The sequence below is a fragment of the Candidatus Kapaibacterium thiocyanatum genome, from assembly GCA_001899175.1.
Lineage (GTDB): Bacteria > Bacteroidota > Ignavibacteria > Kapaibacteriales > Kapaibacteriaceae > Kapaibacterium > Kapaibacterium thiocyanatum.
Window position 1 is genome coordinate 17,456 of record MKVH01000015.1, and the last position, 17,193, is coordinate 34,648.

A 17,193-nucleotide genomic window follows, 5' to 3' on the forward strand; every position below is an offset into this window, starting at 1 on the left:
GGTATGCCGGAGGCGATCCTTCACCGGGTGAACCGGGACATGTCGTCCCGCGGATTCACGTGCCGGCGATGCTCTCGTCGGCGACATGTATGTCCATCATGCAACGACACGACGCCGCAGTCCCGCACTGGCGATCAATGCTGCGAGAGACCCGGAAATCATGGGCAGGACGGCACTCACGATGAAGAAGTTCGGAATGGAATAGATCAGCAGCGACGCCGTCAACTGGGCGGCCAGGTACTGCTTCGTGACGTTGGGTGCGGCCTTGGCGACCATCATCGCATAGTCGATCATGATCGAGAAGTACATGGGTTCGATGACCAGGACGAAGAGTGCCCACACGGCCACCGCACCTATGGTGCCGAGCAGGGTCGCCAGCACACCGGTGCGGACCGCCCGCCAATAACCGAACGGCCCCTCGGCAAGCTTCCTCGCATGGGCCATGGCCCCCACGGCACCGATAGGAGGAACGACCAACCACAGGACCGTCGTCGAGTACGAATATCCTCCATCCAGCATTCCGAGCCCCAGTTCGGCAAGAAGCCAAAGTAGATCCGCCACCGCCACGATCAGGCCCCACAGCACAGGTATCATGCTATCTCCGCATATTTGCACGCTATTCTAACACTTGGACACGACATGAAAACAACCGTTTTTCATCCAATCCACGTCGCGGCCGGCGCAAAGATGGTTTCCTTCGCCGGATTCGAAATGCCCATCCAGTATCCGAAGGGCATCCTGCACGAGCATAACGTCGTTCGTACTGGTGTGGGTGTCTTCGACGTATCCCATATGGGCGAGTTCGAAGTTCGCGGCGCCGATGCGCTGGCCATGATCCAGAAGATCACCGTCAACGACGCATCCAAGCTCGCACCCGGCAAGGCCCAGTATTCGGCCATGTGCTATGGCGACGGTGGCATCGTCGACGATCTCCTCGTCTATCATCGCGGCGATCATTACATGCTCGTCGTCAACGGTGCGAACGTCGAGAAGGACTGGAACTGGATCGTGGAGAACGCAGCGGAGTTTTCCGATGTCAAGCTCACCAACGAGAGTGACAACGTCCATCTTCTCGCCGTGCAAGGACCGAAGGCGATTGCCACCCTGAAGAAACTGACGGACGCCGATCTCGAGAACGTGGCCTATTATTCGTTCATCGACGGCACCCTGGCTGGCGTACCGATGATCATCTCCCGCACGGGCTATACTGGCGAACCGGGCTTCGAGCTCTACTTCCGTGGCGACTTCACGGCAGCCAGGAGCGTCGTCGATGCACTGTTCACGGCCGGTGAGGAATACGGTATCGAGTGGATCGGTCTCGGCGCGCGCGATACACTGCGCCTCGAGAAGGGCTACTGTCTCTACGGTAACGACATCGACAATACGACGAATCCCATCGAAGCAGGTCTCGGATGGATCACGAAGCTCGCGAAGGGGTCGTTCAACGGCAGCGGCGTCATCACGGCCACGAAGGAAGCCGGTCCTGCCCGCAAGCTCGTCGGCTTCGTCATGAAGTCCGAGAAGCTCATCCCCCGTCAGAACTATGAAATCGTATCCAATGGCGACGTGGTCGGAAAGGTCACGAGCGGGAACGTATCACCCGGCCTGAACACGGGCATCGGCCTCGGCTATGTCCGCGTCGATCTCGCAGCTCCCGGAACCGCCATCGAGATCAAGGCGCGCGGAACGACGTTCCCCGCAGAAGTCGCCAAGATTCCCTTCCTCTAAGCCAGAACGCAACCGCACTACGGTTCATCGATCGTTCCCGTCTCGGCGTCGTCTTCGACGACGTCGAGACGAACCGTCGTGGTACCGTGACGGATCATATCGAGATCCTTCGCGGCCTGTTTCGAAACGTCGATCAGACGCTCGTGCTTCCACGGCCCTCGATCGTTCACACGCACGACGACACGCTTTCCGTTACGAAGATTCGTGACGCGGACCTTCGTCCCGAACGGCAACCACCTGTGGGCACAGGTATAGTCGTCCATGTCGTAGTCCTCTCCACTCGACGTACGACGTCCGTGGAATTTCTCCGCATAGTACGAGGCCTGCCCTGTCTCGGCGTCACGCGTCATGCCGATCTTCGACAGGGTATCCGAAACCGTCTGCCCTGCCGCGATCTTTCCCGAACCGAGTTTCAATTGCGCCGTACGCAACGCGGCCTGCCGGCGAAGGTCGTCGACGATGGCGCTGTCGGGCGTGGCATCTCCGCCATTCATCCTGGCCGAAGCCTTGCGAAGACTGTCGCTCTTCATCCGTGCGATCATCGCCTCGACGCGAAGGCTGTCACTGCGCCTCCACAGGACGTCCCACACCTGCTTGAGACTGTCGGCCTGCCGCGTACGCTGCGATGGATCCTGGGCCGCGGCATACGTAGTAGCCACGACGATGGCCACAGCGTAGAGGGGTATACATCTGCATCCGGTCATGATGGAAGACATGCGGTTCCGTTCATAGGATCATAGGTGACGGGTGATCTGCCTGCGGCGCATCAGGTCGACGAGATCCCGCACCTGTTCGGCTTCGCCCCGTGGACATATCATGATGGAGCCTTCGGTTTCGACGACGATCAGATTGTCGACACCGACCAATCCGATCATGCGTCCCGTCGATCCGCTCACGAGGCAATTGGCCGTATTCACCGTCACCACGTTGCCTTCGATGACGTTGTTCTTGCCGTCCTTCATGAGCAGACGGTATAGCTCGTCCCACGAACCGACGTCACTCCATCCAAAGCTGCCTTCGACGACGACGACATTGTCGGCCTTCTCCATCACGCCGATGTCGAAGGAGATGGATCGTATCTGGCGATAGGTATTCTCGAGGACGTCAGGGTAGGTATCCTTGCCGATATGTCGTTCCAGTTGATGGAAGAGGGGGGCATGGTCGGGCATGTAGCGATCCACGGATTGCCGGAGAGCATGGATCGTACTCACGAAGATGCCGCTGTTCCATACGAAGTCCCCCGCATCGATGAAACGCTGTGCCGTAGCGGCATCGGGCTTCTCGGCGAAGGTATAGGCATGCTTGATATGACCCTGCAGCATCGGGTCCTCGGTCGCGACGTCCTCGCCCAGCTGGATATAGCCGAATCCCGTTTCCGGTCGTGTCGGCATCACGCCGATGGTCACGATGGAGGGATTCGACGCGGCGGCCACGTAGGCCCGATCCAGCGTCGCCTGGAAGTCCCGTACGTTGTAGATCATATGATCCGACGGGAAGGCGAACAGCACGACGTCGTCTCCGAAGCGTTCACGGAGCACCGTGGCCGAGAGGGCCAGAGCAGGCGCCGTATTCCGTCCGAACGGCTCGCGGATCACGTTGTCCGGCGGTATCACCGGCAACTGTTCCAGCACGTGCGGGGCCAGGTCGTCCGTCGTCACGACGAAGATGCGCTCCGGAGGCAGGAAGGGCATCAGCCGCATCACCGTATTCTGGATCATCGTACCGTCTCCGATGACGTGCACGAACTGCTTCGGTTTCTTCTCCGTACTCCGGGGCCACAGGCGTGCCCCAAGACCACCGGCCATGACGACAGCGATTGCATTCATTGAAGCTCTTCACGTGATGGACCAAGCACCGTCGAAGGCCGACCCGCAGGTCCGGCCACCCATTGCTGTCCCGAAAATTAGGACTTATGACATAAAGCAGACGATGAAGCCCCCGCAATCCTGTTTCCCGGGCACCTGTGTAACGGTGAAACAAACTCGCCGAACGACGTCTAAAAGCCATCCTTCAATCCGTATCTTTGCACCCTCATCAACTCGGAGTCCATCACATGAAGCGTCTTCTGCTTATTCTCCTTGCCGGAATCGTGGTAGGAACACCAGTATTGGCACAGGACGACAAGCTCGACGATCTGTCGTTCGAGGAAATGCCGCTCAAGGACGAGGCCATCCCCTATTTCGCAGTCGGTGTTGGCCCTGTCGTCACCTTCGGCTTTCCCGATCTCGCGGACGTCAACCGTGTGGGAGCGCAACTGGCGACGGGTTCGCAGACGGGCACCAGCGGCCTGTCCGACCTCAAGTCTCCGATGGTACTGGCCGGTGCGGAAATCTTCACGGCGATCGGCATCGTTCCGAATCTCCGCGTAGGATTCTCGTGGATCACAGGTAGCTCACAGGCAACGACCGACGTCACCGTCGGCGGCACGCCGGCGACCCGCACGCTCGAATACGGTCTTGGCCTGCGCACCATCCATATCGACTATGCATGGGTGCCGTTCAAGTCGTTCTCCGTCCTTCCCGGCGTAGGTCTGGGCTGGGGCACGCAGTCGATCAACTACTTCCAGGGCTTCAAGGGCTCGCGCGACCTCGGCAACTTCAACACGCCTCCGGACGTCTTCGCCCAGCTCGAACGCAGCATTCTCTACGTGGCTCCGCGTCTCAACGTGGAATACGCCCTCGCCCCCTTCCTCCTCGTACGTGCACAGGCCGGATATTCCATCCAGGCTTCGGGCAGTGACTGGAAGGGCAACCGCACGACGGTCATCACCGGCGTACCGGATGGCATCAAGGCACAGAACTTCTCGGCACAGATCGGACTCTTCGTGGGTCTGTTCAACTAGGACGCCCGGGCTCGTAGCTCAATGGTTAGAGCAGCGGACTCATAATCCGTTGGTTGCTGGTTCAAGTCCGGCCGGGCCCACATCACCGGATACATCGGGAAGCCGACCCATGCGGAACGGCTTCCCGTTCTTTCTTTCATGTACAGGTTTCGCAATCCGGGCTGGACGACCGGGTGCAATCCGTACCTACACCGGGTTGCACAGACGCTTGACGGCATGCCTGCGGGCACTTCGTTCGATTCGAACACGACCAGCGGCGTTGTTCTCCGGAGTCATTGACAGGCATCGCGTATGCTTTCATCGATAAGGTTTTGCTAAGGTAGTCCCTAGCTGCTCCTTCGCGAGATTGCTCGTGACAATACTACCATGATACCCCTCTTGCATAGCCGGCGTAGACGAGCCGGACGATAGATCATATCGGAGTATGGAGATCATCATGAAGCGAATTCACGTCCTGCTCATCGTCCTCATTCTGATGTCGGTATTCGGAATTCAGCGAATAAAGGCCCAGCCACTTCTACTGAGCCGGAATAGCGCCTATTCGGATTTCTATCGTGGACGGGATCAGACCATTACCTATACGCAAACACAGCTTGCGGTACGATATCATGGCAACGATGAGTGGCAGGTTCGCGACATGCCATATGATACCGCAAAGCCGATCTATGATGGAACTTATGTCTGCCATGCAGCAGCGGATACCATCCTGGTCGCACAGTATATACAGTACAATCCTCCAGGTGCATCGCTACGTATCGCCGTATTCAGATCGACGGACGGCGGCAGGACATGGACGGAGTTCTTCCGCCATCCAGCCGCAGGTGACAGCAACAATTGCGTACGATACATATCCGGATTTGTCGTCGTCTTCTATGAGGACGAACAGAATGTACTGCATGCGCTATCGGTCGACTCGAATGCCACCGTTCGTTCGCACCATGAGTTCGGAGCGGTACGTCTTGTCATCCCTCGATGGCTCCTACGCTCTCTGTACGTTCTACCAAAGCAGTGGAGGATACAGGATAGTCGTCGATACCAACGGCATCATCACGGCCATTCCCTTGCAGATGATGGACGTCGCATGGACGGAGGACGGTCCGGTCCCCTATTGGCGAGGTAACAATACGCTGACCTTCGACTATCCGTCGGGCCCTGTTACGATAGGCTTCGAGTTTCCGTTCAATCCCGAAGGTACTATCGCATTCTTCGACGGCAAGGTCTATTCGAGAGGCAGCATACCCTCACCGATCTACAAGGAAGCAGGGCTCCCTTGCGTATTCACGTGGGATACCAGCGGTACGATGCCAAGGGTACGATCGTTCGTCAGCGGTTGGCAGAACCCGACGATTCATAACGACACCATGACGTGGGGCAACTGGATAGGTATACAGTATGTCGTCAAAGGCATGAGCAACACCGTCCCCAGGAACTACGATCTCGGCTGGCTGGAACCACAAGTCTGCACCTGGATAGACAGCACCTTGTGCTATTATTCGGGGAAGGTCCTGTTCACTACCGAGCTGGCCTACGATCTCCAGTTCCTGTCCTTCACCGTATCCGATTCCATACGCAGGGCTCTGTCGATTCTCCCGTTCCGGCCGGGTACGCCGATCTTCGGTGTGGATGCGACAAGCGGCGGGAACGAACGCAACATACTGATCGGCCAGAACTACAAGAAGAACGTCATGGAGGTATTCGACATACGGCCATCGAAATCACCATCGCTCCTCTATGAAGGAGGCGAACTTATCCAATTCTGGTATCAGGCCAACGATACCGTCTGGTGCAATCGATACGGTGGTCTCTTCGTGTCGGTCAAGGGCCAGGCTTGGCGCCAGTTCGGAACGCTCGGTTCATTGTCGGGAGGTAATGTCTATTCGATGGCCCGATACATGGACAATCTGTACATGATAGCGGAAGGCCCGGGCTTCGGCAAAGACTCATCCGTGCTCCTGCGGTATTCCTTTCATCCCGATTCATCGAATCGCATGGACCGAATCATCGCGTGGAAGAACCCTTCATATGGAGCGTTCGCAGAGCTTGTCGCGATGGATTCGAGTCTGACGATTACCGGATTGCATGACAGCATCGCCCTCGCTACGACATACGATGGTCTCCACATCGATCATCCGAGGTTCCCGGGGCAGATAACGCAGCAGGGTAGAACCAGAGTGGTCATCCATCCTTTGACTCTCGGTTCCTACGAGATCGCCACAACGTCGGGGAGATCCCTGATCCCGGTCGATACGATATCCTTCCACCCCTATCGTACCATACTGGGTGCTTACCTCATGAACGGCAGTATAGCCATCGTCACCAACGAAGGTACATGGCTGTTCCCCTCCGCGCCGATGGGGACCATTACCAATGTAGCGGAATCGGAGAGCCCAGGAACTACCATGGGAAGACTTCGCCGTCACGATGCCATCGCCATCCGGCTGCCGTACGAGGTATCCGCCGTCTCCTCTCCATTCTTCCGGAACGTCGCCATCTATGACATCAATGGGCAGCTCGTATCGTCCGAAAACATCCCACCGGGCAACACCGGGTTCACCGTCGACGATCTCCCCAGGGGATCGTACTTCATTCACATATCCCAGCCGGACGGATTCGAAATCAGACACTATCTCGTCGAATGACGGGACCGATCCCCTATCCCGTCTCTCGCCCGATACATCTGCGATCGGATCTCTATTACTCCCATATCGACACAACCGACGGAGCACATATATGTCCATCATCCTGAATACGACGATGCTCATCGCACTCGTCATCGGTTCCATCGTCTTCGATACCGGTATACACGCCCAGCCCGCTCCACTCTGCGACAACAATCTACATCCTTCCATCTACTACGGACAGGATCGCATCGTAGCTACGACGAAGACCCAGTTGGCAGTGCTGCGTCATAGCGCGACGACATGGGAGTATCGTGACGCACCCTATCCTGTACGGTACTGGCGTCACTATGAATTCGGAGTCTACTATGCCAATAACGATACCGTGCTCGCATGGATGATCTATCTACCGAACGCCGGAGATCCGCGGAACATCCTGCAACTAGTGCGTTCCGTAGATGAAGGGCGAACGTGGACTCCATTCTACCGATCGGAATCCATCGACTACCATATAGGATTTGTTTCAGGCTATACGGTTCTACTCAAGTCCAGAGTACAGGATACATGCGCGGCCATGACCATCGACGACACGGGTACGATGCGATCCTGTCTACAGATTACCACTCCCTTCATCCACGGATATACGGCGGCACCCGATCACACATATCTCCTGTGCATGCACCACTATGACAACGTCGAAAACTACGACTACGGTAGCAGCATGATCACGGTGGATCGCGACGGCATACTGTCAAAGACCCTGCTCCACGGTTTCATCGATCCTGCCTGGACAGCCGAGGGACCAGTTGCCTATCGACGTGTGGAGGATCGTCTGATTCTGTACTACAGGAGCCGGCAGGACACTATCGCCGTTCCCACATGGTTCTCGACTCCCAATGGGTTTGCGCTCTTCGACAGTACGCTTTGGGCACAAGACGATCCGGGATGGAATCTGGAATCGAACACACCGATATTCACCGTCCAACGATGGAGGATCGGCGCCAAGCAACAGGATGTCAAAAGGTATCCGAGCTGCTGGGATCTGCCGTCCGTACGCAACGATAGATTAGTGTGGTGTGATTTCGACGGCCTCCGATACGTGACGAAGGACAGCGATCGCATCGACGTCGTACCGTATCCTGCCGGTTTCATCGCGCCTATATCGGTATCCTGGGCAGACGGATCGTTGTGCTACTATCTCGATCGTGGTCAACGGACGTCCGATGCTCCCAATACCTATCGACTGTTGGCCGTCGATCCAGACGATACGCTTCGCAGGAATCTTCATATTCTACCGTACCGCCTCCGTACCTCCTGCCTCGGATCGAGAACGGGACGCAATGGTACGGAGAGCTGTTCCCTGATCGACTATGACGATACGGCGCAGACGATACGGGTCTATGATCTCGCTCCCGGGAATGGAGCGACCCTGCGCTACGAGTATGAAGACAGCGCTGCTATCCAGTACTGGTATGAAGTCGCCGATACGACATGGTATTATCAGAACGGAGAGCTGTTCATGATGACTCCGGATCGCGAACGCCGGTCCTTGTGCACTCTACATACTGTCATCCGTGGCCCTATCGTATCCACGGCCTACTATCGTGGCGACCTCTTCCTTCTCGGGCGATCCGGCTACTATCCCTACGATTCTTCCTTCGTCCTGAAATGCTCATTCCGTACGAACACTACCGTTCATCTCACACGAATGTTCGCATGGGATTCTCCATCTTCAACCTCGGAGCGGCTTGTCGTCATGGATTCATGCCTCACGATTTCCGGTCTGCCGGACAGCGTCGACATCGGCACGACGATTGACGGTATCCGGTTCGATCGCCCGCCACTCTCTGACGTCATTACCCGCCAGGGACCGACGACCTGCCTCGTGCGACGTCTCGAAGAACGTGGGCGATATGAGATCAGCACCACGTCAGGTCGATCGCTGACCCCCGTCGATACGATATCCTTTCATCCCTATCGCACCATACTGGGCGCATATCTCATGAACGGTAGTATCGCCATTGTCACCAACGAAGGTACGTGGCTGTTCCCGTCTGTACCGATGGGAGTCATTACCGACGTAGCCGAATCGAACGGCCCGGGCCCTGCCGCCGGTGGACGGCGGCGTCACGATGCCATCGCCATCCGGCTGCCCCATGAGATACCCGTCGAATCCTCCTCGTCTCATAGACAAGCCAAGATATACGATATTCGTGGCCGTCTTGTTTCGACGCCGACCATTCCCCCGAACGCCGGCACGATCTCCATCCGGAATCTGGATACCGGTACATACGTCGTGATCATCCCTGATTTCGACGGTTCCGTCGTACGGACTGTCATGGTGGAATGACCGGCACGTACCATTTCCCCCACGGCCTCATGCCCTATTGAGCGAAAACCCTATCTTCCGCCCATGACGACGTCAACCATCACCTGTACGAACTGCGGCACGGTACTCCATATCGAGGACGTGCTCTCGCACGATATCGAAGAGCGTTTCCGCAAGGACTTCGAAGCGAAGGCCCTTGCCCTGGACGAGCAGGCACGGAACCGTCAGCGCGACCTCGAAGAGCGCGAACGCAGGCTTCAGCAGCAACAGCAGGAATCCGAAGCCATCATCGGCAAGCGGGTCGATGCAGAACGCGAGAAGCTTCGCCTCGAAGCCGTGGCCACCGCACGCAAGGAACAGGAAACGACCCTGCAGGCACTGAACCTCGAGATCGATCAGGCACGCACCGAGAATCAGCGTCTGAAGCTGCAGGAAGTGGAGATGCTCCGCATGCAGCAGCAGATGAAGAGGCAGCAGGACGAGATGGAGTTGACGATCCAGAAGCGTGTGATGCAGCAGCAACAGGAGTCGGAAGAGCGCATCCGCCGGAACGAGCACGAACGCTTCGAGCTCGAGAAACGGGAATGGCAGAAGCGCTTCGACGATCAGACGCGCCTCATCGAGGAGATGAAGCGCAAGGCCGAACAGGGCTCCATGCAGCTTCAGGGCGAGGTACAGGAACTCGCCATCGAGGAATATCTCCGTCAGAATTTCCCCTACGACACCATCGAAGAGATCAAGAAGGGCAGCTACGGGGCGGACTGCGTCCAGATCGTCTCCTCGCTCCGCGGCGAGGAATGCGGACGCATCTACTACGAGTCCAAACGCACGAAGACCTTCGATGCCAAGTGGATCGACAAGTTCAAGACCGACATGCGGGCCAAGGGAGCGGCACTGGGCATTCTGGTGACCGAGGCCATGCCACGCGACATGGACCGATTCGGCAACGTCAACGGCGTATGGGTCTGTTCCTTCGGCGAATTCAAGGCCCTGTGCTACGTCCTTCGAGACATGATCGTCCGCATCCACGAAGCATCCTCGGCACAGGACAATCGTGGCGACAAGATGGCCATGCTCTACGACTATCTTACGGGCAACGAATTCCGCATGCAGATCGAAGGTATCGTCGAAGGCTTCACGCAGATGCAGGACGACCTGGAATCGGAGCGCCGTGCCATGGAACGCTTGTGGAAACAGCGCGAAAAGCAGATCCAGAAGGTCCTTCTCAACACCACCCACCTCTATGCCTCCATCCGCGGTATCGCAGGAAATGCGATCGGCACGATACGTCAACTCGAACTTCCAGGGTCGAGCGACGTACAATAGCAACCACGATGTCGTCGTTGTTGTCGTAGGAGACCATACATGATGAACGAACACATGCGGACGAGACGCCCCTTCCTTCGCCTTCTGGCCACGGCCCTGCTGACTCCATTCCTCATCGCCGGTGTAGGGGCGGGAGACGATTCGTCGGCGATGCGCTACGTCCCAAACGATGCCTTCGGCTTCGGCGAATACCTAGAGTACAACGTCGGCTACAAGTTCATCAGTGCCGGCAAGGCCTCGTTCACCGTTGGCAAGGAGCCGGTAACCGTCAACGGACGCAAATGCTACGACATCCGGTTCGACGTGGCCTCCCTCAAGAGCCTGGAGTTCCTGTACAAGGTCCGTGACCGCTACCGTACGATCGTCGACATCGACGGCGTCTTCCCCTGGAAGTTCGAGCAGCATATCCGCGAAGGAGGCTTCTCCAAGGACTTCACGGCGAGCTTCGATCAGGTAACCCACAGCGCAGTCACGACGGAAGGCACGTTCCCGATTCCACCCTTCGTGCACGACATCGTGAGCGCCTTCTACTACATCCGCACCTTCGATCTCAAGAAGTACAAGGCGGGCGACGTGATCTATCTGCAGAACTTCTTCGACCGTGAGACGCACGACCTCCAGGTCAAGGTCCTCGGCCGACAGAAGGTCACGGTGGAAGCCGGCGCCTTCAACTGCGTCGTCATCGAGCCCATCATCAAGAGCGGCGGCCTCTTCAAAAGCGAGGGCCGTATCCTGATATGGCTTTCGGACGATGACCGCAAGATTCCGGTCAAGGTCAGTACGAAGATCCTCATCGGCAGCATCGACGCCGAACTGACGAGTTACAAGGGGCTGCGTGGACCACTCACGGGCCGAACAGGAGATGAATGATGCGAACAGGATTCGTGATGTCGACCCTCGCTGCTGCAATATGCACCGTGCCCGCCTTCTCGGGGACGCCGTCGACGATTGACCGCTTCGAACAGCGATACCACGGCATGAAGGCCATCCGCTGTACGTTCCAGGACGCCTACGGTACCTCGGGTACGCTGCAGGCCGTGAAAGGCGGCAAGTACAGGGTTACACTACCCGACAGAACCATCGTCTGCGACGGCCGCACGGTATGGAACGTGACGCCTTCGCAGAAGAACGTCATCATCAACACCTACAGGCACGACGCAGAAGATCTTTCACTCGAGCGCATCTTCTTCGGGGTGATGACGGTATACCGTCCGGCTCTCGTCCGCGACTTCAAGAACAGGCAGACGGCCGTCATCAAACTCCTTCCTCCGGCCGACAATGCGAGGATCGCCGGCGTACGTTCGCTCGACATCGAGCTGGATGCATCCATGCACGTACGTTCCGTGAATGTGACCGACGATATGTCGACGACGAAGTGGACGATCACGGCGCTCACGCTGGATCCGGCCATGAACGCATCGAGCTTCACCTACAGCGTTCCACCGGGATGGGAAGCGATAGACCTGAGGTAGAAGTTCGAATCCTGTATCGCGTCCGGCGTACTGCCGACAGGAAGTGACGGTTCACGATGCCGGAATATTCACATCCCGTTTCCGTATCGCGTCGGGACGATCCCGGAATCGTCTCCGGAGCATATCCGGTATAGCACACCAACACCATGACCACCCTCTGGGGAATAGTCGTACCCTGGTTCCTCTCACGGGTCCGTCGGCCCCCCTCATCGACGTCTCGAGGGCCGTCAGTAGCAACGTTCGCGGGCTTCCTTGCGTATCTCCGCGTCCGCTGTCATGTAGCGACACTCATCACATGCCATGTCGAATGGCACGCATCGGGTATCGGGCGTGGATCCCGACGTAAGCCGTCGGGCGAAAGCATCCTCCAGTACGCCATCGCCAGGGTGTCTTCGTCTTCACACCGGCACCCGTGATCGTCGCGAGGCGACTCATCGGATAGAGGACTTCCCTGTTGTCGTCATCTGATTCCCACTGGTGGTCTGTCTCTTCAACCTGCCTGGCTTGTTTCCCGAAAACAAAAAGGCCCGCCATTCCTGGCGGGCCTTTTCGCTTTATATGCTGTCCGGCTTACTTGACGATCACAACTTGTTGCGATGCGTTGAAGCGCTGTGCCGAAATCGTGTAGAGGTAGAGGCCCGGAACGAGGTTCAGTTGCGTGGCGTTGAATTCGATGCGGTGCTGACCGGCATCGACCATGCCATTGACGAACTGAGCGAGTTCGCGACCGAGAACATCCGTCAGCACGATACGAACATGTTGCGTGGAGGGCAGCGTGTAGCTGAAGGACGTCTCACCCATCGTCGGGTTCGGCGAAGCCATGCCGAGAACGTAACCGTCCTGAGCGACTTCACCTGCGACACCTACCGTTACGCTACCTTGAGCCTTGTCGGACGTTACCGAGCCGCAACCGTTCGTCACGACGACGTGGTAGGAACCCGTATCGGCACCGACTGCAGCGGCGACCGTGTACGTAGCACCCGTTGCGCCAGGGATGGCGACGTCGTCATGATACCATTGATACTTGAGTGTATCCGAACCCGTGACGACGACCGTGAAGGAGAGTTCAGCACCTTCGATGACGGCCTGGGACGTGGGTTGCGTGGTGATGGCAGGAGCCGTGTGGACGGTGACGTCGACGGCATCGCTCGTTACCGTACCGCAGGCATTCGTCACGATGACCGTGTAGGAACCAGCGTTGTCCGTCGTAGCGGCTGCCACGGTATACGTAGCGGTCGTTGCGCCAGGAATGGCCGTCGTGCCCTTCATCCATTGATAGGCGACGTTCGTACCGGTAGCTGTCGTGCTGATGTTGATCGGAGCGCCTTCGCAGACCGTGACGGGCGTGGGCTGTGCCGTGATGGCAGGAGCCGAACCGACGGTGATGGCGATGGCGTTGGAGATCACTTCCGTACCCGTAGCGAGGAACGTGGCGACGCACGTATACTCACCATCGTTGGCGGCGTTGGCATCCGTGATCGTGAGCGTCTTCGACGTAGCGCCGAAGATGGCGACGTTGTTGCGATACCATTGGTAACCGAGTTGAGCATCCGGCATGACGACGCATTCGAGGACGATGTTACCACCGACGCAAGGCGTGGGCGTTGCCGTCGAAGCGAAGACCGTCGGAACGAAGAGGCGAGCGACCTTCGACGTCGTCGTACCGCAGTAGCCGGTGACTTCGACGACGTAGGTGTCCATCGTATCGGCATCCTTGACGTCACGGATCGTCAGCATGGACGAGCGCGTTCCCGAGATGCGGGAATCGTCGTTGATGACCGTATCCTGATACGCGACTGCCGTCGGATTCCAGAAGCGCTTCTTCCACTGATACGTGGGGACGAAGTTGGCCGGCGAACCGATGGCTTCAGCAGCGACTTCGAGCGTGACGCGGCCGCCGAGAACGACGGGCTGCGACTTGGGCTGAACCGTGATCTGCGTTTCGCGAACGACGATCAGACCAGCTTCTTCCGAAACTGCCGATACCGTCGTCGTACCGTCGGAAGCCTTCACGACGACCGTGTAGACACCGCTGGCATTGTAACCGACGTTATTGAAGGCAAGGATTGCCGACGTCTTGCCGACGAGATCGATGCCGTCCTTCTGCCATTGATACGTTACCGTCGCACCCGGCGTCACGTCAGCGATAGCGATGAGCGTGAAGGATTCGCCAGGGCAGGCGTAGCGGCTTTCGGGCTGTTGAACGAAGCGGATGGAGGGCGAAACTTCATCGGCGCCCATATAGGGCTTGTGACGAACGTCGCCATCGATATCCGTCGGAACTGCGGGGAGAATCGTATTCGAGCCCCAGAGTTCGCCCTGGATCTGCAGAAGGTGAAGATCGGCGCCACCGATGAAGTTCACGGCGACAGAAACCGAGTTGTTCTCACGCGTCGTTGCGGTGCGCCACGAAGCGAGAGGATTCGGACCTGCATTGCGTACGACGGCGGCGTTATCGAAGAAGCCGATGTTCGCGCCGGTCGTCATGAGGTCGTTGAAGTCGGCAACGTTCAGCGGATGATTCGTAGCCGTGAACGGCGTAGCCGAGTTGTTGGCGACAACGACGGCAGGACCTGCACCGGTACCCATGCCGAAGTTGTGGAAGATGTTGTTCAGCGAACGGATACCGGCATTCGGATACGTTACGCGGTCGGCAGCCACGTAGAGAGGCGTCGAGACGACTTGCGACACCGTGAGGTTCACGGAGTTGTGATACACGTTGGCGCGATAGTCGTTGTTACCGGCGAAGTAGATACCGAAGGCGCGGCCGTCACCCGTGATGGCGACCATGTTGTTCACGACGTTGACCAGCGAGGTGTTCGTCGGATCGTTGAGGATACCGAGGCCGACCTGGCCGGAGATGACTGCCATCGAGATGATGTTGGCACGGATCGTACCGCCGCTGCCGACGTTGGCGATGGCGATCTGCTGACCCGTGGTACCACCCGTCGACATCGTGATCTTGTTATTCTCGATGAGAAGACCGGAGCCGTAGGACTGGATACCGATGGCATTGACGTCCGTCAGCGTGTTACCGCGGAAGACGAGACCGTTGCCGATCGGCGAGTTGTCTACATAGGCACCGTTGACGTGCTCGAACGTACAGCCTTCGACCAGCAGGTTCGACATCACGCCGAAGTTGCTGATGGCATAACCGTTCAGGCCGATGTTGGAAGCGACACCCTGGAACGTCACGTTGCGGAAGGTCACGTTGTCGACCGAACCGTAGACGTGTGCCGTCCATTGTGCACCCGAAGCGTCGTCGACATCGAACTTGATGCCGTCGAACGTCAGGTTGTCCGCATCGACGAGACCGACGATGTAGCCTTCTTCGAGTTCCGTGTAGTTCGAACCGTAGTTCTGGACGGTGTGCGTGAAGACGACGTCGCTGGCAGGATTCTGCTTGCGGAACGTGATCTTGTTGGCACCCGTGGCGCCGTTGATCGCTTCGAAGGGAAGCTGCTCGGCATAGGTACCGGGCCATACGTTGACCGTCACGTTACCGTTGATACCGGCGACGTTGAGGTGACGGATGACGTCGCGAGCCGTACCGAACGTGCCGGCGCTGCCGGTCTGGGCGAGGTTGAGCGTACCTGCGACACGGGGTGCGAGATATGCCGAGACTTCGTCGTTGGAAGGATTGGCATCTGCGACACCGTTCGGCGCGAGCGTAGCGGCCGTGATGGTGTTGAACGACAGTGCACCGAGGTTGACGTTACCGATCGTGATCGTCGCTTCACCGTTCGGCGCGAGAGCCGGTTGCGGATAGTAACGGACCGGCGTCTGCGTCACACCGTTCACACGCCAGTTGATCACGACACTGTCGAGATTGTTGGCGCCGAAGTTCTTGACGCGGATCTGGACTTGTTGCGACGTGTTGGCATTGAACTTGGCCGACGGATTCACGACGGCGATGACCGCGGCGTCGTTGTTCAGGTTGGCGATGTTCGGACCGACACGGCGGACCCACGAGTAGGTCGTCCCCGAAGCGGGTGCCCAGTTCTTCTCGAAGAACGACGGTACGGCCGTAGAGGACCAGTGTGGCGTCGTCGGCGTGTTGCGATCGTAGTCGACCGACAGACAGTTGACATCACTGTCGTCCAGACCGCGAAGGCCGATTTCGGCACCGACGTAGTTGACCACGTTCATGGAACCGTACACGATATCGACCTGGTTGCTGCCTTCCGACAGGCGAACCTGGAAGTTCAGGCGATCCTGCGAGGCACCACCCGAAATCCAGCGTGCGACGTTGCGCCACTGAACCGTGAGTACACGGTTGGGAGCTGTGCCCGTCTGAACGTACGAAACGCTCGACACACCGTTCACCAGGATGAGGTCGTTGGAGAACGGAGCGATGGCACCCGTATATCCGGCACCATCGGACAGAGCGTTATACCCTGTGTAACCGGCATCGAATGTCAGACTACCGTTGGTACCAACGAAGACCGACGTGTAATCCGCATTGGCGAAACGGAATGAGAACCCGATCGGAATCGATGTCGATACATCGTCCGCCGTGCCCGTATGAACGGTGGTTCCGCCCGTAATTTCCGTATACGTACCCTGTGATTTCTGGTACGAATAGTTGGTCGTCGAGGCTGATGCTGAGGTTACCCCCACAATCAGCGCCGCAACGAGCAACGATACACATCCTGTAACGTTGCGAAGCATAGCTCCTCCACTGTTGAATTGATGAATTTGCCTTGTCTTTTTTATCATGTTTGGGTCTTTGTCGGTGATCGTTCCGTACAGTTCGCACACACTACGCGCACCTCGGCACGAAACCGGAGTAAAGCGCAAAGATAGCAGGAGTTTCCATGTTATCAAATCCTGAACTGGCTCGACCTCACAGGAACTCCCTATGTTCCAGGGCGATAG

12 protein-coding genes and 1 tRNA gene are annotated in these 17,193 nt (G+C 57.7%); 9 read left to right on the forward strand and 4 right to left on the reverse strand.

The window, feature by feature from the left end; all coding sequences use genetic code 11:
• Positions 1-96: 96 nt before the first annotated feature.
• On the reverse strand, positions 97-594 hold the full coding sequence (locus BGO89_05270) for a hypothetical protein (GenBank protein OJX58725.1): 498 nt from the start codon (positions 592-594) through the stop codon (positions 97-99).
• 45 nt (positions 595-639) lie between these two features.
• Here BGO89_05270 and BGO89_05275 point away from each other — a divergent pair, with 45 nt between their 5' ends.
• Positions 640-1,728 (forward strand): glycine cleavage system protein T, encoded by a 1,089-nt coding sequence (locus tag BGO89_05275; protein OJX58726.1) that lies wholly within the window; start codon positions 640-642, stop codon positions 1,726-1,728.
• A gap of 17 nt (positions 1,729-1,745) precedes the next feature.
• On the opposite strand, the gene BGO89_05280 is transcribed toward BGO89_05275, so the two are convergent.
• Positions 1,746-2,159, reverse strand: a complete 414-nt coding sequence (locus BGO89_05280; protein ID OJX58762.1) for a hypothetical protein — start codon at positions 2,157-2,159, stop codon at positions 1,746-1,748.
• A 303-nt stretch (positions 2,160-2,462) separates the two neighbouring features.
• Positions 2,463-3,554, reverse strand: coding sequence for a hypothetical protein (locus BGO89_05285; GenBank protein ID OJX58727.1), 1,092 nt, complete (start codon positions 3,552-3,554; stop codon positions 2,463-2,465).
• Positions 3,555-3,781: 227 nt separating this feature from the next.
• Here BGO89_05285 and BGO89_05290 point away from each other — a divergent pair, with 227 nt between their 5' ends.
• The 8 genes from BGO89_05290 (at position 3,782) to BGO89_05325 (ending at position 12,315) form a co-directional block, all read left to right on the forward strand.
• Entirely contained in the window at positions 3,782-4,570 is a 789-nt protein-coding gene (locus tag BGO89_05290; protein OJX58728.1) for a hypothetical protein, read from the forward strand.
• Positions 4,571-4,577: 7 nt separating this feature from the next.
• A tRNA-Met gene (locus BGO89_05295) sits at positions 4,578-4,650 on the forward strand.
• A gap of 344 nt (positions 4,651-4,994) precedes the next feature.
• Positions 4,995-5,690: a hypothetical protein gene (locus tag BGO89_05300; protein ID OJX58729.1), complete on the forward strand. Its 696-nt coding sequence runs from the start codon at positions 4,995-4,997 to the stop codon at positions 5,688-5,690.
• On the forward strand, positions 5,638-7,209 hold the full coding sequence (locus tag BGO89_05305; protein ID OJX58730.1) for a hypothetical protein: 1,572 nt from the start codon (positions 5,638-5,640) through the stop codon (positions 7,207-7,209). The genes BGO89_05300 and BGO89_05305 overlap by 53 nt, the downstream gene beginning before the upstream one ends.
• Before the next feature lie 91 nt (positions 7,210-7,300).
• A complete protein-coding gene (locus BGO89_05310) occupies positions 7,301-9,538 on the forward strand; it encodes a hypothetical protein (GenBank protein ID OJX58731.1) in 2,238 nt (745 codons plus the stop codon).
• A 63-nt stretch (positions 9,539-9,601) separates the two neighbouring features.
• Positions 9,602-10,843 (forward strand): hypothetical protein, encoded by a 1,242-nt coding sequence (locus tag BGO89_05315; GenBank protein ID OJX58732.1) that lies wholly within the window; start codon positions 9,602-9,604, stop codon positions 10,841-10,843.
• Positions 10,844-10,897: 54 nt separating this feature from the next.
• Entirely contained in the window at positions 10,898-11,713 is an 816-nt protein-coding gene (locus BGO89_05320) for a hypothetical protein (GenBank protein OJX58763.1), read from the forward strand.
• Between the two features lie 17 nt (positions 11,714-11,730).
• Positions 11,731-12,315, forward strand: coding sequence for a hypothetical protein (locus BGO89_05325; GenBank protein ID OJX58733.1), 585 nt, complete (start codon positions 11,731-11,733; stop codon positions 12,313-12,315).
• 570 nt (positions 12,316-12,885) lie between these two features.
• On the opposite strand, the gene BGO89_05330 is transcribed toward BGO89_05325, so the two are convergent.
• Positions 12,886-16,986, reverse strand: a complete 4,101-nt coding sequence (locus tag BGO89_05330) for a hypothetical protein (GenBank protein OJX58734.1) — start codon at positions 16,984-16,986, stop codon at positions 12,886-12,888.
• Positions 16,987-17,193: the final 207 nt, after the last annotated feature.

Coding starts and splice junctions, on each gene's coding strand:
- BGO89_05325 (OJX58733.1), top strand. CDS start 11,731: ATGTCGACCCTCGCTGCTGCAATATGCACCGTGCCCGCCTTCTCGGGG.
- BGO89_05275 (OJX58726.1), top strand. CDS start 640: ATGAAAACAACCGTTTTTCATCCAATCCACGTCGCGGCCGGCGCAAAG.
- BGO89_05315 (OJX58732.1), top strand. CDS start 9,602: ATGACGACGTCAACCATCACCTGTACGAACTGCGGCACGGTACTCCAT.
- BGO89_05320 (OJX58763.1), top strand. CDS start 10,898: ATGCGGACGAGACGCCCCTTCCTTCGCCTTCTGGCCACGGCCCTGCTG.
- BGO89_05290 (OJX58728.1), top strand. CDS start 3,782: ATGAAGCGTCTTCTGCTTATTCTCCTTGCCGGAATCGTGGTAGGAACA.
- BGO89_05285 (OJX58727.1), bottom strand. CDS start 3,554: ATGAATGCAATCGCTGTCGTCATGGCCGGTGGTCTTGGGGCACGCCTG.
- BGO89_05330 (OJX58734.1), bottom strand. CDS start 16,986: ATGCTTCGCAACGTTACAGGATGTGTATCGTTGCTCGTTGCGGCGCTG.
- BGO89_05305 (OJX58730.1), top strand. CDS start 5,638: ATGATGGACGTCGCATGGACGGAGGACGGTCCGGTCCCCTATTGGCGA.
- BGO89_05310 (OJX58731.1), top strand. CDS start 7,301: ATGTCCATCATCCTGAATACGACGATGCTCATCGCACTCGTCATCGGT.
- BGO89_05270 (OJX58725.1), bottom strand. CDS start 594: ATGATACCTGTGCTGTGGGGCCTGATCGTGGCGGTGGCGGATCTACTT.
- BGO89_05300 (OJX58729.1), top strand. CDS start 4,995: ATGGAGATCATCATGAAGCGAATTCACGTCCTGCTCATCGTCCTCATT.